Raw genomic sequence first — 20,049 nt, forward strand, 5'->3', positions numbered from 1 at the left:
GTTCGATCCGGCGGCTTCCTTCCCATGGAGACCCGCCATGACCGATGCGCGCTACCGCTTGCTCGATACGATGCAGGACCTCATGTCCAACTATCTCCTCGACGAATGCCCCAACGATGTGACGTGGGAAGATTTTGACCCTGACATCGATGGGCTGCGTTCGAGCGTCGCGGACCTCATCGACAGGCATTGCCGAGGCGCGGTCTCAACCGCCGTCGTCGCTACCTACCTTGTCGATGTCGCATTTTTCAGCGGCGACGATTGCTTTGCGAGCGCAGTCTATACGATCGATGCTTCGACACCCGAGGGGGCGGAGCACCACGCGCTGTCGATGTCGCTCGACTGCATTTACAACGACCCGCGCATTCCGGACCTCTCGCGCGCCGCGACCGCGAGGCCGATGGACGATCCCGACGCGCCGATATGATTGTCGATCGGTCCCCACGATGGCGCGAACGGCGCTGTCGCTGGCTACCGAATGCGACGAATATCGGCCCAGGCTCCCTTTCCGTGGACGTCATCGACACGCGCCGACAGGCCTCATCCTTCGTGAAGGTCATCACTTCGCGAGATCAATGCCGGACGCCCGGCATGTCCCTTCTTGCTTTGGGAGCATGACCATTGCCGAAACGGTTCCGACGATGTTGAATCCATTCCAGCGAATTTGCGCCGTCGCATACGGTGAAGGCGACTTTGCCCACATCGAAAGCATCGAGGAGACCCACGATTTGGGCGATCCGCTCTTTGCCTTTCTCATGGCTGAGCTAGCATCGAGCGAGGGCTGTGATTGCCGGAAAGAAGCGCTGCGCCGCCTAGAAATGGCTGCAGCTGATATTCGCTGCGTTATCGACGCGATCGATCAAACGATTGTCATTTGATCGATCCAGCATGCCCAAGCGCCGTAGTTCGCCGAGTGCCGGCGCAGGCTCACATCAGCCGAACAGGATTATATCATGTCTGACATTGGCATCCGCGCCTTGGCGCAACTGCTCGCTCGTGCCCGTGCCGCCATCGAAACGCCGGCCGACCTCGATGACGCTGCCCGCGCCGCGGTGATCGAGGATATCGCTGCGTTCGAGGATTGCCTTGCGCGGGGATTGATTCCGTGGGGCTTCGACATCCACATCGGTTCAATCGATCATAAGCATGGCACCAACCATTATGCCGCGCTGACTCAGAAAGCCTTGATGGCGGAAGTCGCCGAATATTGCCGCGAGTGGTGGTCCGATATCGAAGATGGGCGCGATCCGGCGACGCTCGACGATCAAACGATCGCGGACATCTATTTCGATGATCATCCGAGCGAGAATCTCAAGACTGACCGCGTCCATATCGATCCGCTACTCGCCGACATGCAGACACTGGGCCCCGAAACCGGGCACTATTGCGTCATTGCCACGGCGCATCTGTCGACTGCGACGGCAGCCATGCTTGATGAATGGTGCGCGGCGGCAACCTCCGACCGGCCGATCAATGTTGCGAGTACCATATACGGATGGTTCGTTCCGGCGCGCGAGGTGGATGAGCCGGCGCAGGCCAAGCTACCGGCCGATCTTCTTGCCGCGATGAGATTTGCTCGTGCACATGGCTTCGACCATATCCTGTTCGACTGCGACGCTGGCAGCGTCGAGGCATTGCCGAAGCATGACTGGTGAAGCCGGTCCTTGGTATGTTTGGCGTAATTCCCATTAAGCCTGCGACCGCGCATCGAGCATTTCCAGCCGATCGGCGGCAAGCTCCGCGACATTGGCCTGGATCACATGGCCGCGATTGCGCAGGATTTCGCCGAGATCCCTGACCATCGTGATCAGATCGCCGGTCGCAAGCGGGCCATCGAGCGCGCGCAATAGATGGCGTTCTTCCTCGTCCAGTTCGCGCATCGTCATTCTCCGCGGGACGCAATTTTGGGCAGGCACGTAATCTAGCACATTCGGACGATCGTCGGCTGCGCAAATTCTCCTCTCGGCGATGAATTGCAGCGCCACGACGTGCACTGCACGAACCCGAGCCCGAGGGGCGCCCGCTCGCTTGCCTCCCGCTCGCCATCGATCGACAGATGTGGAACATCGCGGCTGCGGGCACTTGGGGTGCCTTCAATATCCCTGCGAAATGGGAGGAGAGAGGGAAGGACAGGGGCGGGCGCAATAGGCGTCCGGAGAAGGAACCTGTCCCATGTCATACGATATCGCGTTCCGCTTCCAGCAGGCGCTCGATCCTTCGGCACTCTCGACGCTGCCGGCCTGTCTCCACGCGCTGATCGCGGCGATCAAGGATTGCCGAAATGCCGGCAATCCCGACGAAACCGATCCCGCAGTACTGTTGCTCGCGCGGCATCTCGGTGCCGTTGCGGGCGCCACGGGCGGCGGCGACACCGCGCTTCGGCGCGCCTGCTTGGACCGCATCGCCGACATGCGCGGCAAATCCGCACTCGTGGTGCTGGCGCATAGGGGTGTCAGCTACGACGAGCAGGCAAAGAAGCTCTTCCATAGCGACGGCCGAAAGGCCCTGAAGCGGCTTGCCGAGGCCCTTTGCATGGAGGACGGCACCTATGATCTTCGATCGATCAAGGGCGGTATTGCCGTCAGCGGCGAGATCATCCTTCATACCGAGGAAATCTATGTCCAGCTCCGGCTTGGCATCGGATCCGGCCGTGAAGTGATGTTCCGCCGCGTCGCCGGGCGGAAGGATTATTGCGGCGACCGCAACCACTGGGCCGCGGTCGGCGAACTGCTCGAGCCTGACCGCCTCGCCGCGCGCATCCGGCGCGAACTGCACCTCGCCGAACCCGGAACGCCGCCGATGCGGCTGGTCGCTTGAGGAGAACGTCGATGAAAGTCATTGTCTCGCGTTCCCGCATCGCGGGGGCGCTGCCCCATTATGTCTATCGCGCGCTGGTTCCGGCCGAGGGTGTTGCGGTGGAGCGTATCGCGAGCGCCGGCACCGTTCACGCGCCCGGGGTCGCCGGTCGTATTGCTTGCATTCGGATCGCTCCGCTCATTGCGCCCGAGCGCTACCTCGCGATGCGCCCTGTCGAGCGGACGGCGCTTGCCTCGCGCGTCGGGGCAGTCGGACGCCGGATCGAGTGGCTGATCATTCGCACCTTCTTCCGGGAGATGACCGCGGACTCGTTACCGATCGTCTTCCAGCTCGATCCTGATCCGGGCGACGCCTGCGTCTGGGCCGACCTCGACGACCTAACCGGCATCTTTGATGCCGTCGAACCTGGGTTCGCAAGCCTCTCAGCTATCGACCTCGGTCTGCGTCAGCGCGACAGCCTCCGGGCTGCCTGATTGCCGTCATCGACGAGCCGCCCAAGGCGCCTGCCCTGGGCATAGTTACTTCACCCCAGCAGAAAGGGCCTGCGATGACGGTCATCGGACATAATGACATCCGGAAAGTCGAGAACTTCGACAGATATGAGATTCTCGCGCACCCGCTTCCCCATCGTGATAACCGCATTTTCTATCCGGCGGAACCCGATGGTTTTGGCGCCGTCACCTATGCCTCGCACGATGTGATGATTGCGAGGCCGACCGGGATCGGTAGCAAGGGCCGGCTCGCCATACTGATGCACCATGGCGGCGGTCGCCACGCTCTCGAATTCTACGAAAGCACCTTGCCCATCGCCTCGGCGCTGCTCGCGCTTCCGGAACGCGAGCAATATGCGCTCGCCTATACGATCTTCGAGCAAGCGGACGAATGCTCCGCCGGAGCGCGTGCCGCCGAGGCGCAACGATGGGCTGAGGCCTATGCTGAGGGCCGCATCCGGAAACGGCGTCGCGGGCGCGCGCGGCAAATCTATGTCGAAACCGCGGCCGAGAAGGCACTTCGCTCCGCCTGAAGCCTGAGCCGCCCGCACTCAATCGCTCGCGACCGATCGTCATCGGCCGGGAGGAAAGGAGGCGGGGACGTGCGGCGGCAATGAGGCTGCCGCGCAACCGGAGTATTCCCATGACGCTTCCCGCTCAAATCCGCCCTTCCGTCGGCGAGCAGCTTATCACTAAGGTGTCGCGCCTCTTCAACGGGACGATCACCGACGTTCTCAACGAGCTGTTCCAGAATGCCCGCCGTGCCGGTGCGCAGCGAATCGCCGTCGATCTCGGCGAGCATGAAGGCAATCCAGCCCTCTTTATTGCAGACGACGGCACCGGCATCGATGATCCCGCCGCCTTCGTGACGCTGGGCCGCTCTGACTGGAGCGACCAGATCGCACGGCGGGAAGACCCTGCCGGAATGGGTGTGTTCAGCCTCGCCGGCAAGCGCGTTACTGTGCGATCCTTCTCGAGAGCCGCCAATGCCGGATGGACGGTCACGTTTCCCAAGGACGGTTGGCAGGGCGAAAATCCCCTAACGGTCGAAGCCTACGAGGTCCGCAAAGGCACACAGCTCGTCATTGCCATGCCCGCCGAATGGTTGCCCAATCTCCAATCGCGGGTCGAAGCAGCGGCGAAGCATTTCCCGTTGCCCGTCGAATTTCAGGGCGCAGTCTTGCCGCGCGAGGATTTCCTCAAGGGCGCCTGCCGGATCGAAGAGTGGCATGGCTGCCGGATCGGAATCTTCAGCGATTCCTATGACATCGCGAGCGATCCGCGCATCAATTTTCATGGCATCAAGGTTCCCTGCCGCATGCCCGCCATCGGGGAAATCGACGCACGGCGGAAATGGACGGTCCGGATCGACATCGTCGACGCGCCCTCGCTCCAGCTCGTTTTGCCCGCGCGCAAGGAGATGGTCGAGAATGCCGCACTCGCCGATCTGCGGGTTGAAGTGCAGGCGGCCATTTTCCGGACCATCGCGCTCAAAGGCCAACATCGCCTGTCGTTCAAGGACTGGAAGCGCGCTACCGAGCTCGGCGTTGGCCTTCCCGAAGCCAGCCCGTGGCTCTGTGCATGGCGCCCGCGAACCGCGGACGGCAATGCCTACGTCGAGGACGAGCGCGTCGAAGCTGTCCCAATGATCCTGATCCCCAGGCACGAGGCCGATATCGAACAATGCGCGGCGAAGGTGTTGACCGAGGAGAAGCTCGGCTTCCGACCTGTCTTCGCTGAAGACAAATTTGCCGGCTATCGATGGTATGATGTGCTTCCGCGCGTCCCCCGCCTGTCCTTTGCGGTCGAACGGGAGGGCGAACTGTTCCACTATGCCGACGACGACCAGATGCTCGATCATGTTGAATCGGGCTGGGTGACTGCGATCACCCTTAATGTTCCGATAGTTCGCTGCGCCGGGCTCGATGAACCCGCCGCCACGCTTCGCCTTCCCGTCGATATGCTCGTCTGCGCGAACGCGAGCAGCCATATCGGCGAAGCACATGTTTTTGTCCGGGAGGGCGCAATCGTCACGCCGCAGGCGCTCGCGCAGCTGATCGAGGATGCGGTCTTCACTTATGACGAGGATTGCGATAGCGACAGCTGGGGCAGGCAGCATGACGATTTCATCCGCGATGCGCGTAACCTGGCGAACAAGCTCCTCCTCGGAAAGGACGAGGCGCTTCTGGAACAGATCCGATCGGCCTTCCGCGACGATGTCCAATGGCTGATCCCCGAGGGTCGAACACTCACCCTCAAGGCCGATGTCGCCAAGGTTCTAATCGATCTGGCAGTCGCTGATCCTGAAACCGAGCCCACCGCTGCATAGCATTCGGACCATGACAGGCTGGCGACCTTGCGTCCGCTTCTACCCTTACCCCCACAGCCGGAGTGATCCATGACCGCCCTGTCACCCCTTCGGACGCGGCTCGCCTCGTTCGACCACGCCTATGCCGTTGCGATTCAGCTCCGCGGCGCGACCGGTCGTGGTCAATTCATCGTGTGCACCGGCAAGCCGATTCAGCCATTTCGTGTCTCTCCGACATTGCCGCCGCTAGGTGAACATCTGCTGGTCTGGGTAGCCTGAAGCCGACATTCCCTGGGCACACATTTGGTGTAGGTGCCATTTATGTCGGGTCAACGACGTCACAAGAGGCATGTCGGTCCGTCAGATTCCTAAGCCAAGCGTCGAGACGTCGAGCTTCGATGGAATTTGGTCGGGAATGCGCCTTATTCTGTTGAAAAACTATCCACACGGCTTTGGGCGCCTCGACACAAGTAAAAATATTAGCACATTTCTAATTGCTACATAACTTTGGATCGCCAATTGGGTTCTTATTATATGTTTATTACGGAAGAGGCATGGATGAGGTGCGTCGTCCGAGTTTTTCAACAGAATACGCCTAATCGCGGTCATTCGAGAAATCAGCGGGCCTGCCCATAAGCTGTCGTTCGTTTACCCCCGCGAGGATGGCAGCTACGCGCCTGATGCCGGTCGTTTATCCGATTTGGACCATCGCTTTAAAGCTGCCATGACGACCGGCCAGCTAGGTCTGCCGAGTGACAAGTTGAGTTGGTAGCATTGCGGATCGGGGCCTGCTACCGTCCAGCGCTTGCATCAGTTTCTCCACCAGTAACGCGCCTGCGACTCCGGTCTGCTGGGCGATGGTCGTGATCGACGGAGTAAAATGCGCCGCGGGCGGAATGTCGTTGTAGCCGACGAGCGAATAGTCGCGCGGGGTCAAATGCCCCTCTTTGCTGAAAGCGCCGATAACCGCCATCGCTGCGGTATCGGAAAAGGCGAAGACTGCGTCGGGGCGGACGGTACAGGTTTTCAGATAGGCGTTGGCCTGGTCGTGAATCGCGGAAAAAGCCATGGACTCGATCGACAGAACATCGATCTCGACATCCGAATTTTTGCGGGCTGCTTCCTGCAGCCCTTCAAAGCGCAGGCGGATTTCCTCGTGCTGGCGGCTTCCGACGAACAGCCAGCGGCGGCGATCATGCAAAAGGAAGCGTTCACCGGCCAGGCGTCCTCCAAGGCTGTTATCGCTTCCGACCGCGCAGTAGGCGCTCGCTTCATTGACCGCTCCCCAGACCACCATGGGAATATCCTTGCGGGCGACCTTTTGCAGCAGCGCGTCGCGCGCGCCTTGGCCGAGCACGATGAAGCCGTCGGCACCGCGCGACTGGTAAAGATCGACAAAGCCGTCGATCGTGTCCAGCCCCGACGGCGATAGCAGCAGGTCGAGATCGCGGACCGACAGGGCCTCGGAAATCCCGGCGAGCAACTCGAAAATGAAAGGGTCGCCGATCGCGCCTTGCCGATGCGATCCGAAGTCGAGCACGACCGCGATCGCATTGGCGCGTTCGCGCCGCAATTTCTGGGCATGACGGTTGAGCGCATATCCTTGCTCGCGTGCGACCGCCAGCACACGCTCGCGTGTATCCGCGCTGACCAGCGGGCTTCCGCTCAACACCCGTGACACCGTCGGCTTTGAAACTTTTGCAATGCGCGCGACGTCGTCCATCGTCGGCCGGGTTGTGCGCGGCATCGTGGTCGTATCGCTGCTTTTTTGCGCCATTCTGCGTTCATATGGCAGCTGCAGGCCCTGCGCAATCGCCAATAGTCGCCATTATGAAACTTTGTATTGAAATGCATTTCATAAAAACCTATCAAATTGCGCGAACGGGCGATATGGTCCGTCATGGGGAGGATGATCGATGGCAATCTCGCGCAAATTTTTGACGTCGCTTTGCTGGGGCGTGGCACCGTTGGCACTCGCTGCCAATCCGTCGTCGGCCGCAGCGCAGGATGCGCCGCAAGCTGACTCGGCGGGCGGCGGGCTTGAAGAGATCATTGTTACCGCTCGCCGCTTCGAGGAGCGCGCGCAGCAGGTGCCGATCGCGATCACCGCGTTCAGTCAGGACGGCTTGCGCGAGAAGGGGGTCAACACCGGCACCGACCTTCAGAACTATACGCCGTCACTGTCGGTGCTCGGTGATGTCGCTCGCAACCAGGAAACCTATTCGATCCGCGGCATGGGGGGCAATGGGGGACCGGGGACCGGGAGCGGCCCGGGTGTCGTCGGCTATTTCGCCGAAGTGCCGACGAGCGTCAGCGGACCGGGCAGCTTCTACGATCTTGCTTCGCTGCAGGTGCTGAAGGGACCGCAGGGGACGTTGTTCGGCCGCAACACGACGGGCGGCGCGGTGCTGCTCGAACCAGCGCGCCCGAAGATGGGCGTGGTCGAAGGCTATGCTGATTTGACGCTTGGCAATTATAATCGCCGCAGCGGGCAGGGCGCGCTCAACATTCCGCTGGTCGATGACGTGCTGGCGATTCGCGTCGCCGGGCAGTTCGACAAGCGCGATGGCTATGTCCGCGATGCCGTCACGGGTTTCGACTATCTCAACCGCAACAACTACAGCCTGCGCTTCGGGCTGCAGTTCAACCCGACCGACACGATCCGCAGCTATACTGCGGTCAGCTATGTCGATGTGAAGGAGCATGGCGGCGGCAGCATCCTGCTCGCGGTCAATCCGGCACGTCCCTACGCGGCCCTGCTGCAGCCCTACCTGCTGGCGCAGCAGGCGCGAGGTGTGCGCGAGACGGCGCTCAGCGTCCCGACCCGCGAAGTCGCGAAGGCTTTTCTTGCGCTCAACAATACGGAGTTCGATCTTTCGGACACGCTCACACTGAAGAATATCTTCAGCTATGCCCGCACCCGCTCGACGAGCGCGACCGATCGCGATTCGACGCCGTTGCCGATCGCCGATCTGCTCGGCGCCTACCCCGGCAGCTATAACAACAATCTCCGCACGATTACCGAAGAGCTCCAACTGCGTTACGACGATGGCACCTTGCGCATCCAGGCCGGCGGCTTTTTCCTCGACCAGAAGACACCGTCGCCGCTGACCTTCCAGACCGTCAACCCGATGCAGCAACTCGGCCTGCTCGGCGGCGGACCGCTGATCCTGCCGCCCGCGCTGCAGGCCGCGCTCGGCTTGCCGACGCCGCTCGCGCCGGCGCTCAGCCTGCAACCCACCGCGCATGTCGACGGGCGGAGCAAGGCGGTCTATGCGCAGATGCAATATAAGCTGACCCCCGATCTTACCGCCACGGCCGGCTTTCGCTGGACTTGGGATCGTTTCGGCGGCGACATCCAAGCCTATCAGGATCCGCAAAGCTATCAGATATTCAACCAGCTTGCCACGCTCGGGGTGATCACTCCGGCGCAAGCGGCGCAGGTGGTCGGCCTGAATGCCAATCTTTGCGTATACGACGCGTTCAAGGCGGTGGCGGCGGGCGGCTTCCCGACGCTCTATTATCCGAACTGCACAACACCGACGTTCAAGGGCAAGAGCGACGGGCCGACCTGGCAGCTCGGTCTCGACTGGCAGGCAAACCCCGATACATTGCTTTATGCCGTGTCGCGGCGCGGCTACAAGTCGGGTGCCAGCAACCCGATCGTATCGCTGTTCCTCGGCGAGGAGCATCCGCTGTTCGCGGTCCGCCCCGAGCAGGTGACCGATCTCGAACTCGGCGTGAAGAAGGATTGGAACCTCGGCGGCGACGCGCGGGCGCGCACGAACATATCCGCCTTCTATACCTGGTACAACGACATCCAGGTGATCCAGCGCGCATCGATCGCGGGCTCCGACATATTGACCAACGCCAAGAAGGCGCGGGTCATGGGGCTCGAGTTCGAAGGACAGCTCGTGCCGGTGCGCGGTCTGACATTCAGCGCGGTCTATTCCTACAATTCGGCAAAATATCTCGAATATGACTCGATCGCGATCCCGGCGATCCCACAGGCGTTGACCGCGGCGCAGCCGAGCCGCGACCTGTCGGGTACCCCCTTCTCCTTCGTGCCGAAGCACAAGTTCAGTCTCAACGGACGGATCGACCTGCCGTCGGTCGAGGGCGTGGGCGAAATGGCGTTCAACGCCAACTGGACCTACCAGTCGAGCCAGCGGGTGACCCCGGAGGCACAGCCTTTCGACACGATCGCGGGCTATGGCCTCGTCAACCTGCGCTTCGAGTGGAACAACATGTTCGGTGCGCCCATCGACGCCGCGATCTATGGCACCAACATCTTCGACAAGGAATATCGCGTCACCGCGAACCCGGGCTATAATAATTCGGGTTTCATCAACTCGATCTACGGAGAGCCGGCGCAATATGGCGTGCAGCTTCGCTATCGTTTCTGAGCGCACGGCGATGACGCGATCTGCTTTCCCCTTCTTCCTAGCGCTGGCGATCGGCCTTTCGGGGCCGGCGCAGGCTGGGCAGGCAGTCGCCTCCGCCTCTGCGCCGGGCGTCTTCGTTCCCGACGCCGCGCAGGCGGCGCTTGTCGCCAAGGCGCGCCGCGCGGGGGCGACCGACATCACGACGCGTCCGGCTCCGGACGGCGGGATGATTGTGAACGGCAAGCTCGACGGGCGTATCTTCGTGCTCGCCATTCCGGCGAACTGGAACCGCGAGGTCGTGCTGATCGGGCAGGGGTATGCGACACCCGATTCGACCCCGAAGGTGCCCGAAGATCCGACCGCGCCGTCCGAAAGCGGCGGCGTCCTGCGGCATATTTATGGCGAGGGCCTCGCGGTCGGCGTCGCGGCGTTCGACAAATCGGGAATTGCGACCAAAAGCGGCGCCAAGAACGCGATGCGGTTACACGCGCTGACAACGCGGCTCGGTGCGAAGCGGCATTATGCCGTCGGCGGATCGATGGGCGGCAGCATCGTTCTGGCGCTGATAGAGCTCTATCCGAAGGCGTTCGCGGGCGCGGTATCGATGTGCGGCGTGACCGAGGGCTGGCGGCCGCTCGTCCAGCAACTCGCCGACACGCGCGGCGCTTATGATCTTCTGACCGAAGGAACGCCCTATGCGCTTCCCGGTGCGCATGATCTGACGCGTTCGGGATTGCCGACTGAGCCGCCTGCGGGCGACCCGAACTCCGGGGATGCCTTTCGCGCGCAGCAGAAGATGCGCATCCTGATGCCGATCTTCGCGCTGTTCCAGGCGGCCAAGGCGAGGCCTGACGGGCGCGAGGCGCGGATCATTCGGCAGGTCGCGGCAGTGGGCGGCTTCGCGCCCGACCCGGCGGCGATCGGCGCGCCCGTTTATGCGGCGGTTCTCGGTATGGACGATATCGTCGCGACGATGGGCGGTTTGCCGATCGGCAACGGCTCAAAGACCTATGCGCCCCCGGAAATGAGCGCGGAGGAGACAGCCGATTTCAATCGGCGCATGCAGCGTTACAACGCCGCTCCGCACGCCATTGCCTATGCGCGGCAATGGCACGAACCAACCGGAAAATTTCGCGTTCCGCTGGTCACCGTGCACCAGACGATCGACTCGCTGGTACCCTTTTCCCAGTCGGAAGGATTGGGGCGGATCGTCGCTGCGGCAGGTAATGGCGCACGAATAGCGCAATATGCCGTGCCGCCTACGAAGATGCCGCTGCCCGGGGGCTTCGACGGCTATACCCACTGTGGCTTTTCACCCAAGCAGAACGCCGATGCCTTCGATGCGATGCGCGCATGGGTACGCACCGGCCGCCGTCCGGGACCGGAGGCGGTAAAGTGACCGAAGACCGGCTCGCACTCGATCGTCGGCACATGCTTGGCCTGGGCGCTGCTGCTATCGCGACGGTGGCGAGCGGCCGAGTGAGCGCGGCGTCGAAACCCGCGAAGCCATTCCTGTGGGGAGCTGCGACTGCCGGACATCAGGTTGAGGGCAACAATGTCAATGCCGACATCTGGCTGCTCGAACAAGTCGATCCGACGGTGTTTGCCGAACCGTCGGGCGACGCGTGCGACAGCCTGCACCGTTGGCGCGAGGACGTCGCGATCGTGAAGGCGCTGGGGCTCAACGCATATCGCTTCTCCGTCGAATGGTCGCGGATCGAGCCCGCACCGGGACAGTTCAGCCAGGCCTATCTCGATCATTACGCGCGCATCGTCGATCGTTGCCGCGAACAGGGCCTCGCGCCGGTCGTCACCTTCAACCATTTCACCACGCCACGCTGGTTCGCGGCGGCGGGAGGGTGGGAGAATAGCGATGCACCCGATTTGTTCGCTCGCTATTGCGACAAGGTCGCGCGTGCGATGGCGGCGGGGATGAGCCACGCATTGACCTTCAACGAACCCAATCTGGCGCTGGGCGGGCGCTGGTCGGCGAGCCCGCCGCCGCCTGCCTTCATGGATCGCATCGCCGCCTGCGTCGCGGCGGCGGCGAAGGCGAGCGGTTCCGACCGTTTCTCGTTACTCAACACGGGCGATCCGGCGCCGATGATCCCGGGCGTCACTGCCGCGCATGTCAAGGGCCGCGAAGCGATCCGCGCGGCGCGCGGCGACCTTCCGATCGGATTGAGCCTTGCCATTCCCGACAATGTCGCGGTCGTGGAAAACAGTGCGATCGAGCGCAAGCGCGCAGACGTCTACGGTCCCTTCTTCGCGGTGATGGACAAGGATGACTTCGTCGGCGTGCAGACTTATGGCCGTGCCTATGTCGGGGCCGAACGCGACGTCGAAATCCCCGCCGACGTACCGCGCCGGCCGGGCGGCGGCGAATGGTATCCTGCAGCGGTCGGCAATGTCGTGCGCTACGCGCATGAGGCGACCGGCTTGCCGGTAATGGTGACCGAAAACGGCATCGACGCCGCCGACGACGCGGAGCGCGAGCGCTTCATCCCGGAAGCGATCGCCTCGGTCGAGGCGGCGCGCAAGGATGGGGTGCCGGTGCTTGGCTATATTCACTGGTCGCTACTCGACAATTTCGAGTGGTTCTCGGGATACGGCCCGAAATTCGGTCTCGTGGCCGTCGATCGTCAGACCTTCAAACGCACGGTCAAGCCCAGTGCGAAGCGGCTCGGCGCGATCGCGCGCGCTGGCGGAACCGGCGCCCGTTGAGAGCCGCTGCGTCTTTTCTGTGGGGCACCGCGACGGCAGGGCATCAGGTCGAGGGCAGCAATGTCGCCGCTGACATTTGGCTGCTCGAGCAAGTGCGCGAAACCCGCTTCGCCGTGCCGTCGGGGGATGCGTGCGACAGCTTGAACCGCTGGCAGGAGGACATTGCGATCGTGAAGGCGCTGGGGCTCAACGCCTATCGCTTTTCGGTCGAATGGTCGCGGATCGAGCCCGCGCGTGGTCAGTTCAGCCGCGCCTGGCTCGACCATTATGCGCGCGTCGCCGCGGCTTGCTGCGATGCCGGACTTGCCCCCGTCGTGACGCTCAGCCATTTCACGTCGCCGCGCTGGTTCGCGGCGGCGGGGGGCTGGAGCGACGCGGAGGCGCCTTCACGGTTCGCACATTTCGCCGACATGGTCGGGCGCCGGCTCGCGGGACTGGCTCGGCACGTGGTGACGTTCAACGAACCCAATCTGCCGTTGATGGGGCGCTGGGCGCCGACGCCGCTTGCCGATCCGGTGCGCGAAGGACTGGACGCTATGCTCGCGGCGGCGGCGCGCACGACCGGGTCGGAACGGTTCGACGTCTGGGTCTACTCGCGCGGCGACGACGCCGACCTCGAACGGCTGCTTGCCGGACACCGTAACGCCCGCGCGGCATGGAAAGCGAACGATCCCGCCGCGCTTGTCGGATTGAGCCTCGCGCTGCCCGACGCGCAGGGTGACGATAACGCGATTGCTGCCTATCGCCGCCATGCCGAGGACCCTTTCCTCGCTGCGGCGCGCGAGGATGATTTCATCGGCGTCCAGACCTATGGGCGGCTGCGCTTCGGACGCGATGCGGTCCTGTCGCCGCCCGCCGGTGCAGAGCTTACCCAGAGCGGAGACGAATTTTATCCGCAGGCCCTCGGTGCCAGCGTCCGTCATGCGCACGCCCGGACCGGGCGGCCCGTGTTCGTGACCGAAAACGGGATCGCCGCCGCCGATGACGCGCAGCGCTGCCGCTATCTGCCCGCTGCCATCGACGCGCTCGATGCGGCGCGAAAGGAAGGCGTGCCCGTGCTCGGCTATATCCACTGGTCGCTGCTTGACAATTTCGAATGGCGGCGCGGGTACGCCCAGCATTTCGGGCTGGTCGCCGTCGATCGCGGAAATTTTCGCCGCACGCCGAAACCGAGCGCGCGTCTCTATGCCGATCTGGTGAGGGCAAGATCATGATACGACCCTGGCTGACGCTTCTTCTGGGTCTGGCGCTGGCGCCCGCCGCGTCGGCGCAACTCGTCAAGGCGCCGTGGCCATCCTTCCTGTCCGCCGAGGCGCGCGCGGGGCTGGAGGCGAACGACGCACGACCGCCAGAACCCGCGACGATCGAGGGGCGCCGCGCCCGCGCCGATGCGATCCAGCAGGAGATCGGCGCGCCGCGGCTCGCGCGCTACGGCGTGACCATGAAGGACGACGTGATCGCGGGTGTCCCCGTGCGTTTTTTCACGCCGGCGAAGGGCGCTGCCAAGGATCCGGTTCTCCTCAACTTGCACGGCGGCGGATTCCTCGTCGATGCGGGGTCCATCAGCGAGAATGCAGCGGTGGCGGCGCTCACCGGCTATCGCGTGGTCGCGGTGCGCTATCGTCTCGCGCCCGAAAACGGCTTTCCCGCCGGGGTCGAGGATGCGGTCGCCGTTTATCGCGCGTTATTGAAGGAGCATGATCCGAAAGCGATAGGCGTTTACGGCACATCGGCGGGCGCGATCCTGTCGGCCGAACTCGTCGCGCGATTGCGCGCCGACAAGCTGCCGCAGCCCGCCGCGCTCGGCTTTTTCTCGGGCGCTGCCGATCTGTCGGCGGTCGGCGACAGCGCGGGGCTATTCGCCGACGCGTCCGGCGTCGATGCGCTCGCGCGCCTCTATGCAGGAGAGCGGACGACGCATGATCCGCTCGTCTCGCCGCAACGCGGGGACCTCGCCGGCTGGCCGGCGACGCTCTGCCTCGCGAGCACGCGCGATTTCCTCCTCAGCGGCACCGCCGACTTCTGCCGCGCGCTCGACGGGGCGGGCTCGCCCGCGAAGCTCATCGTGTTCGACGGACTACCGCACGCCTTCTGGGCTTATATCGACGCGCCCGAAACCGATGCGGCCTTCGCCGTGATGGCGCGGTTTTTCATCGCAAGTCTGGGAGCGGAAAAATGAGAAAGATACTGATCCTCGCCGCGCTTCTGGCGGCTTCACCCGCTGCGTCGCAGACTTCGGTTCCGGCGTTCAATCTCCCGGCGTCGAACCAGCTCAGCGAGGAGGCGCGGCAGGTCCTCGAACGCATGAAGCAGGCTACGGCGCCCGCCGAGATCGTCGGCGACGTCGCTCGGCAGCGCGCCTTCTATGGTCGCTACAATGATGACAGGCTCGCCGAGATGCGTCGCCATTTCCGTACCCGCGAATGGCGTACGACAATGAACGGCGTCACAGTCGATGTCGTCGAGCCGGCGAGCGGCGTGGCGGGGAGCCAAAAAGGCCGCGTTCTCATCAATGTTCACGGCGGAGCGTTCATGTGGGGATCGGGCAGCGGGGCGCTGGTCGAGGCGATCCCGATCGCCGCGACGATGGGGATCAGGGTGGTGACGGTTGATTATCGTCTGTCGCCCGAACATCGTTACCCCGCCGCTTCCGAAGACGTGACCGCCGTCTACAAGGCGTTGCTGGGGCAATATCCGGCCGCCAACATCGGCATCTACGGCTGTTCGGCGGGCGGGGTCATCACGGCGCAGGCGACGGCGTGGATTCGCCGTGAAAAACTGTCGCGCCCGGGGGCCATAGGCACCTTCTGCGGGACCGGCGCGCCCTATTCGGGCGACAGTCCTTACCTGGCGGGTCCGATCACCGGCGGCGCGGTGCTCGCGGCGCCGGCGCTCCCCGACGTCCTGCCGCTCCCCTATATGCAGGACGCGGCGCCCGGCGATGCCACCGCCTATCCGCTGGTGTCCGACGCGGAGGTGAAGGCGATGCCGCCGACGCTGCTGCTCGCGGGCGGTCGCGATTTCGCCGCGAGCGCGCTGACGCTCGCGCATCGTCGTCTTGCGGCGGCGGGCGTGGAAAGCGAGCTCCATCTGTTCGACGGGCTACCGCACGCCTTCTTCGTCTGGCCGGATATGCCTGAGTCCACCGAGGCCTACGGGCTCATCGCCTCCTTCTTCGATCGGCATCTGGGACGGCGCGCGCGCTGATGCGAACACGCACAATCATAACCCTCGCTCTGACCTATGCGCTGCTCGGCTTGATGATGAACAGCGTCGGCATCGTCATTCTCCAGTCGATCGCCCATTTCGGCGCGACCAAGCTGATGGGGTCGACGCTCGAGGCGTGCAAGGACCTGTCAGTCGTCGCCGCCTCTCTCCTTCTTGTCGCTGCGGTGCCGGCATTCGGTTATCGCTGGTCGCTGGTCGCTGTGCTCGTGCTGATGGCGACCGCCTGCCTGCTGGCGTCGTTCGCGACGAATTTCATTGCGATGCAGGCGCTATTCGTGCTCACTGGCCTGTCGTTCGGAATTACCAAGATTGCAACCTATTCAACCATCGGGCTGATAGCGCGCAATCCCGCCGACCATGCAAGCATCACCGGACTCGTCGAAGGGGTGTTCATGGGTGGCGTCCTCGCTGGCGCGTGGATTTTCGGCTGGTTCATCGACGCGGGCGATTGGCTGCGCGTCTATTGGCTGCTTGCCGCGCTGTGCGTCGTGACGTCGTGCGCCTGGCTCGGCATCCGGCTCGATGAAGCTCCTGTGCCGGTCGCGAAGCGGAGTGCCTCTGTTGCAGCGGGATGGAAAGACATGCTTGCCCTCGCGGTCTTGCCCGCCACCGTCGCCGTGCTCGCTACGCTGTTTCTTTATGTCCTGATCGAACAGGGTGTGGGAACCTGGCTTCCAACCTTCAACCGCGAAATCCTTCATCTGCCCGCGACGACCAGCGTCCAGATGTCGAGCATCTTCGTCGCAGCGCTCGCGCTCGGGCGCTTGCTTTCGGGGCTCGTACTGCGCCGCGTCGCATGGCTGCCGGTGCTTCTCGCCTGCCTCGCCGCGCTCGCGCTGCTGGTCGTCGCTGCGCTGCCATTGGCTGAAGGCGTGCGACCGCGCGCCGATACGGGATGGGCGAATGCACCATTCGCCGCCTATCTTTTCCCGCTGATCGGCCTGTTTCTCGCGCCTATCTATCCGACGGTCTGTTCGGTCGCGCTCAGTGCGCTGCCGCAACACAGGCACGCCGCAATGATCGGGCTGATTGTCATCTTCTCGGCCCTCGGCGGCACGATTGGCTCGTTCGTCGTCGGATTGCTGTTCCAGTCGCTCCCGGGTGCGGCGGCCTTCTATTTTCTGCTGGTACCCATAGCGCTCGTGGCGCTTGCGCTATCGCTTGTGCGTCGCCGGATCGCGGGGGTTACGGCATGATGGTTACAGACACACCCGCCCAATTGTTCGGTCCGCTGTTCGCTGCGGTGCAGGAGACGGGGCTTTTTCCAGATTCCAAGACATTCGCCGATGCGCGTCCGCTGCGCGCGCCCGCGGCGATCCTTGCCGACTGGCAAAGACAGCGACCGGGAACGAGCGAAGGCCTCCGGCACTTCGTGTTCGCCAACTTCGATATTCCGCAAGATTTGCCGACGCCTTCACCCGATGGTCTTGAGCTTGCAGCGCATATCTCGGCGCTTTGGCCGCTCCTGACCCGCGAGTCCGCCAATCCCGCGCCCGGATCTTCGGAACTATGGCTGCCTCACAGCTACGTCGTTCCCGGCGGCCGTTTTCGCGAGCTGTATTACTGGGACAGCTATTTCACGATGCTCGGCTTGGCACGATCGGGCCGTTACGATCTTATCGAGAATATGATCGGCGATTTCGGCAGCCTGCTCGACCGGATCGGCCATATTCCGAACGGTACGCGCAGCTATTACACGACCCGGTCGCACCCGCCCTTTTTTCACCTCATGGCTGCACTATCGCGCGATGATAGCGTCGAAGGCCGCCGTCGTCGATTGGACTGGATGCGCAAGGAACATCGCTTCTGGATGGCGGGCGCCGAGGATCTCGCGCCGGGAGGCGAAGGGCGACGTGTCGTGAGGCTGGACGACGGGGCGCTGCTCAATCGATATTGGGATGACAGCGACAGGCCACGCGACGAAAGCTGGCGCGAGGATGTTGCGCTTGCGGACGAAGCTCCTGCGCGCAATCGGGGTGAGCTTTGGCGCGACATTCGCGCCGCGGCGGAGAGTGGATGGGACTTCAGTTCGCGCTGGTTTGCCGACCCGCGCGCGCTCACGAGCATTCGCACCACCCGGCTAGTTCCAGTCGATCTCAACGCCCTGCTTTTCGGTCTTGAGCAGGCTATTTCGAAAGCCGCATCCGGTCTTGGCGAGAATGACCTGTCGTATGATTTTGCTGCGCGCGCCGAGCGTCGCGGACGGGCGGTCGCGGCGCATTTATGGAATCCACTAGGCGGTCATTATGCGGACTTCGATCTCGACAGCGGCCGCGTGTCGGATCGATTGACCGCTGCCGCCGCCTTTCCGCTCTTTGCCGGTATTGCATCCGCCGCGCAGGGACGCAGCACGGCCGTCGCGCTCGAACGATTGCTCCGCCCGGGCGGATTGATGACGACGTTAAGTGAAAACGGACAGCAATGGGATGCTCCCAATGGCTGGGCCCCGCTGCAATGGATCGCGATTATCGGTCTGCGCCGCTATGACGAAATGACGCTCGCCGACGAGATCGCAGAGCGCTGGCTCGCGATGGTCCGAGCCCATTATGAGGCGAGCGGCCAGCTTCTCGAAAAATATGACGTCGTCGCCTGCGCTGCAGGATCGGGCGGCGAATATGCGACCGAGACGGGTTTTGGATGGACCAACGGCGTGACGATCGAACTGCTTGCAACGCGCCGAGGTGGCGCATCCGATATAGAGGCGATAACGACAGGAGGCGTGAATGGATAGCAAGAGTAGAGGCGGATATTTTGCCCGGCTGATTCCGGTGCTTCTCGTGCTGGCCACTCCGGCCGCGCTATCCGCCGAGGAGCTTCAGCCCGCGGCTCTCACCACCGCGCAATCGGTCCTGGCGGCGGACGCTCGCAAGCTTGGCGCAACGGATATCGCTACCTTTGCTGCACCCGATGGCGGCTTCATCCTTGCGGGCAAGCTGGCGGGCGACCAGTTCTCGGTGGCTATTCCCGCGAAGTGGAATCGCGAGGCGCTTCTCTATGTCCACGGCTATTCCACTCCGGGAACGCCCGTCGCGGTCGCGGTCGACCCGCTCGCCAAGGGAACGGGCGCGAGCGGCGTGCTGCTCGAAGCCTATCGCGACGGATATGCTGCCGGCCACAGCGCCTATGACAAGCCCGGAATGGGGGTTCAGACCGCCACCGAAAACACGCTGCGCCTGCGGGACTTTCTCGCGAAACTCGGCGCGAAACGATTTCTGGTCGCGGGCACGTCGATGGGCGGCAACATCACCCTGTCGCTGATCGAACAATATCCGAAAGCCTTTGCCGGTGCACTGTCGTCCTGCGGGGTCACCGACGGATGGGAAAGCCTGTTCGGCCAGCTCATCGACATGCGCGCCGCCTATAATCTGCTCACCGAAGGCACGCCCTATGCGCTGCCCGGTGAGCAGGACCTGACCCGTTCGGCCTTGCCGATGGACCCGCCTGCGGGTGAGGCGGCAACCAGCGAGGCGTTTCGCTGGGGCCGGATCGGCCAGATCGCGATGCCCGTGCTGGCGCTCGCGCAGGCAGCGCAGGCCAATCCGGCGGGGCGCGAGGCGCGCATCATGAAGCAGGTGGCCTCGATCGGCGGGTTCGAGCCTGAACCGGCGTCGATCGCCTTTCCGCTGGTCACCGCGACGCTCGGCATGGATGACCTCAACCAGACGCTCGGCGGCAATATCTATGGCAATATGGGCAAGGTCTATGCGAGCCCCGAAATGACGCCGGAGGAAGCCTCGGCCTTCAACGCAAAGGTCCAGCGCATTGTCGCGGACCCGCGCGCGGTCGCCAATGCGCGCCACTGGCATCAGGCAACAGGGCGCTTTCGCGTCCCGTTGGTGACGATCCACAATCGCATCGACTCGCTCGTCCCTTATGCACAATCGGAAGCACTGGGCCGTATCGTCAAGGCCGCGGGCAATGAAAAGCGGCTCGTCCAATATACGGTGCCGGGCACGAAGGCGCCGCTGCCGGTCGGCGGAGTCGAAGGCTACACACATTGCGGCTTCAGTCCCGAGCAGTCGGCCGCGGCTTGGGAAGCGCTGCGAGGCTGGGTCGAGACCGGCACGCGTCCTGCCGTAGATGCCGTAAAATAGCT

19 protein-coding genes are annotated in these 20,049 nt (G+C 63.5%); 17 read left to right on the forward strand and 2 right to left on the reverse strand.

The annotated features are described in order from the left end of the window. The first annotated feature begins 37 nt into the window (after positions 1–37). The 3 genes from ATE71_RS22920 to ATE71_RS22925 all read left to right on the forward strand — a co-directional run bounded on the left by ATE71_RS22920 (position 38) and on the right by ATE71_RS22925 (position 1,655). Positions 38–427, forward strand: a complete 390-nt coding sequence (locus tag ATE71_RS22920) for a hypothetical protein (protein WP_234715582.1) — start codon at positions 38–40, stop codon at positions 425–427. 187 nt (positions 428–614) lie between these two features. Continuing rightward, positions 615–878, forward strand: coding sequence for a hypothetical protein (locus ATE71_RS15185; protein WP_058804208.1), 264 nt, complete (start codon positions 615–617; stop codon positions 876–878). 75 nt (positions 879–953) lie between these two features. After that, entirely contained in the window at positions 954–1,655 is a 702-nt protein-coding gene (locus ATE71_RS22925; protein WP_234715581.1) for a hypothetical protein, read from the forward strand. Positions 1,656–1,688: 33 nt separating this feature from the next. Here the strand turns inward: ATE71_RS22925 and ATE71_RS15195 are convergent, their stop codons facing one another. Then, on the reverse strand, positions 1,689–1,880 hold the full coding sequence (locus ATE71_RS15195; protein ID WP_054588741.1) for a hypothetical protein: 192 nt from the start codon (positions 1,878–1,880) through the stop codon (positions 1,689–1,691). Positions 1,881–2,172: 292 nt separating this feature from the next. Between ATE71_RS15195 and ATE71_RS15200 the strand changes: the two genes are divergently transcribed. The 5 genes from ATE71_RS15200 (at position 2,173) to ATE71_RS21795 (ending at position 5,895) form a co-directional block, all read left to right on the forward strand. Continuing rightward, positions 2,173–2,817 carry a hypothetical protein gene (locus ATE71_RS15200; protein ID WP_054588740.1) on the forward strand — a complete coding sequence of 215 codons (645 nt, stop codon included), beginning with the start codon at positions 2,173–2,175 and terminating at the stop codon, positions 2,815–2,817. A gap of 11 nt (positions 2,818–2,828) precedes the next feature. Further along, complete coding sequence (locus ATE71_RS15205; RefSeq protein ID WP_054588739.1) at positions 2,829–3,290, forward strand: hypothetical protein; 462 nt, start codon at positions 2,829–2,831, stop codon at positions 3,288–3,290. Between the two features lie 74 nt (positions 3,291–3,364). Beyond that, complete coding sequence (locus ATE71_RS15210) at positions 3,365–3,841, forward strand: hypothetical protein (RefSeq protein WP_054588738.1); 477 nt, start codon at positions 3,365–3,367, stop codon at positions 3,839–3,841. Between the two features lie 110 nt (positions 3,842–3,951). Next, entirely contained in the window at positions 3,952–5,637 is a 1,686-nt protein-coding gene (locus ATE71_RS15215; protein ID WP_054588737.1) for a sensor histidine kinase, read from the forward strand. Between the two features lie 69 nt (positions 5,638–5,706). Further along, a complete protein-coding gene (locus ATE71_RS21795) occupies positions 5,707–5,895 on the forward strand; it encodes a hypothetical protein (RefSeq protein ID WP_082665232.1) in 189 nt (62 codons plus the stop codon). A 460-nt stretch (positions 5,896–6,355) separates the two neighbouring features. On the opposite strand, the gene ATE71_RS15220 is transcribed toward ATE71_RS21795, so the two are convergent. Beyond that, positions 6,356–7,393: a LacI family DNA-binding transcriptional regulator gene (locus tag ATE71_RS15220; protein WP_235588039.1), complete on the reverse strand. Its 1,038-nt coding sequence runs from the start codon at positions 7,391–7,393 to the stop codon at positions 6,356–6,358. Between the two features lie 139 nt (positions 7,394–7,532). On the opposite strand from ATE71_RS15220, the gene ATE71_RS15225 reads away from it, so the two are divergent. The 9 genes from ATE71_RS15225 to ATE71_RS15265 are packed head-to-tail and all read left to right on the forward strand — an operon-like array spanning position 7,533 to position 20,047. Beyond that, complete coding sequence (locus ATE71_RS15225; protein WP_082665233.1) at positions 7,533–10,022, forward strand: TonB-dependent receptor; 2,490 nt, start codon at positions 7,533–7,535, stop codon at positions 10,020–10,022. Positions 10,023–10,032: 10 nt separating this feature from the next. Next, complete coding sequence (locus tag ATE71_RS22260; protein ID WP_058804209.1) at positions 10,033–11,400, forward strand: alpha/beta fold hydrolase; 1,368 nt, start codon at positions 10,033–10,035, stop codon at positions 11,398–11,400. Continuing rightward, complete coding sequence (locus ATE71_RS15235; RefSeq protein WP_234715579.1) at positions 11,397–12,725, forward strand: glycoside hydrolase family 1 protein; 1,329 nt, start codon at positions 11,397–11,399, stop codon at positions 12,723–12,725. The genes ATE71_RS22260 and ATE71_RS15235 overlap by 4 nt, the downstream gene beginning before the upstream one ends. Beyond that, positions 12,722–13,939: a glycoside hydrolase family 1 protein gene (locus ATE71_RS15240; protein WP_201022964.1), complete on the forward strand. Its 1,218-nt coding sequence runs from the start codon at positions 12,722–12,724 to the stop codon at positions 13,937–13,939. Before ATE71_RS15235 ends, ATE71_RS15240 begins: the two co-directional genes overlap by 4 nt. Further along, complete coding sequence (locus ATE71_RS15245) at positions 13,936–14,904, forward strand: alpha/beta hydrolase (RefSeq protein WP_054588735.1); 969 nt, start codon at positions 13,936–13,938, stop codon at positions 14,902–14,904. The genes ATE71_RS15240 and ATE71_RS15245 overlap by 4 nt, the downstream gene beginning before the upstream one ends. Next, the gene (locus tag ATE71_RS15250) at positions 14,901–15,932 is read left to right on the forward strand and encodes an alpha/beta hydrolase (RefSeq protein WP_054588734.1); all 1,032 of its coding nucleotides are present in this window, start codon (positions 14,901–14,903) and stop codon (positions 15,930–15,932) included. The genes ATE71_RS15245 and ATE71_RS15250 overlap by 4 nt, the downstream gene beginning before the upstream one ends. Further along, on the forward strand, positions 15,932–17,149 hold the full coding sequence (locus ATE71_RS15255) for an MFS transporter (protein WP_234715578.1): 1,218 nt from the start codon (positions 15,932–15,934) through the stop codon (positions 17,147–17,149). The genes ATE71_RS15250 and ATE71_RS15255 overlap by 1 nt, the downstream gene beginning before the upstream one ends. Further along, positions 17,146–18,684: an alpha,alpha-trehalase TreA gene (gene treA / locus ATE71_RS15260; protein WP_054588732.1), complete on the forward strand. Its 1,539-nt coding sequence runs from the start codon at positions 17,146–17,148 to the stop codon at positions 18,682–18,684. The genes ATE71_RS15255 and treA overlap by 4 nt, the downstream gene beginning before the upstream one ends. Beyond that, a complete protein-coding gene (locus ATE71_RS15265; RefSeq protein ID WP_054588731.1) occupies positions 18,677–20,047 on the forward strand; it encodes a hypothetical protein in 1,371 nt (456 codons plus the stop codon). Before treA ends, ATE71_RS15265 begins: the two co-directional genes overlap by 8 nt. Positions 20,048–20,049: the final 2 nt, after the last annotated feature.

Origin of the sequence: Sphingopyxis sp. H115 (assembly GCF_001468465.1) — a bacterium.
Classification (GTDB): Bacteria; Pseudomonadota; Alphaproteobacteria; order Sphingomonadales; family Sphingomonadaceae; genus Sphingopyxis.

Excerpts from the sequence above, each read along its gene's own strand:
- ATE71_RS15265 (WP_054588731.1), top strand. The coding sequence starts at position 18,677 with ATGGATAGCAAGAGTAGAGGCGGATATTTTGCCCGGCTGATTCCGGTG.
- treA (WP_054588732.1), top strand. The coding sequence starts at position 17,146 with ATGATGGTTACAGACACACCCGCCCAATTGTTCGGTCCGCTGTTCGCT.
- ATE71_RS15225 (WP_082665233.1), top strand. The coding sequence starts at position 7,533 with ATGGCAATCTCGCGCAAATTTTTGACGTCGCTTTGCTGGGGCGTGGCA.
- ATE71_RS15185 (WP_058804208.1), top strand. The coding sequence starts at position 615 with ATGACCATTGCCGAAACGGTTCCGACGATGTTGAATCCATTCCAGCGA.
- ATE71_RS15205 (WP_054588739.1), top strand. The coding sequence starts at position 2,829 with ATGAAAGTCATTGTCTCGCGTTCCCGCATCGCGGGGGCGCTGCCCCAT.
- ATE71_RS15245 (WP_054588735.1), top strand. The coding sequence starts at position 13,936 with ATGATACGACCCTGGCTGACGCTTCTTCTGGGTCTGGCGCTGGCGCCC.
- ATE71_RS15210 (WP_054588738.1), top strand. The coding sequence starts at position 3,365 with ATGACGGTCATCGGACATAATGACATCCGGAAAGTCGAGAACTTCGAC.
- ATE71_RS15200 (WP_054588740.1), top strand. The coding sequence starts at position 2,173 with ATGTCATACGATATCGCGTTCCGCTTCCAGCAGGCGCTCGATCCTTCG.
- ATE71_RS15215 (WP_054588737.1), top strand. The coding sequence starts at position 3,952 with ATGACGCTTCCCGCTCAAATCCGCCCTTCCGTCGGCGAGCAGCTTATC.
- ATE71_RS21795 (WP_082665232.1), top strand. The coding sequence starts at position 5,707 with ATGACCGCCCTGTCACCCCTTCGGACGCGGCTCGCCTCGTTCGACCAC.
- ATE71_RS15250 (WP_054588734.1), top strand. The coding sequence starts at position 14,901 with ATGAGAAAGATACTGATCCTCGCCGCGCTTCTGGCGGCTTCACCCGCT.
- ATE71_RS15220 (WP_235588039.1), bottom strand. The coding sequence starts at position 7,393 with ATGGCGCAAAAAAGCAGCGATACGACCACGATGCCGCGCACAACCCGG.
- ATE71_RS15195 (WP_054588741.1), bottom strand. The coding sequence starts at position 1,880 with ATGCGCGAACTGGACGAGGAAGAACGCCATCTATTGCGCGCGCTCGAT.
- ATE71_RS22920 (WP_234715582.1), top strand. The coding sequence starts at position 38 with ATGACCGATGCGCGCTACCGCTTGCTCGATACGATGCAGGACCTCATG.
- ATE71_RS22260 (WP_058804209.1), top strand. The coding sequence starts at position 10,033 with ATGACGCGATCTGCTTTCCCCTTCTTCCTAGCGCTGGCGATCGGCCTT.
- ATE71_RS15255 (WP_234715578.1), top strand. The coding sequence starts at position 15,932 with ATGCGAACACGCACAATCATAACCCTCGCTCTGACCTATGCGCTGCTC.
- ATE71_RS22925 (WP_234715581.1), top strand. The coding sequence starts at position 954 with ATGTCTGACATTGGCATCCGCGCCTTGGCGCAACTGCTCGCTCGTGCC.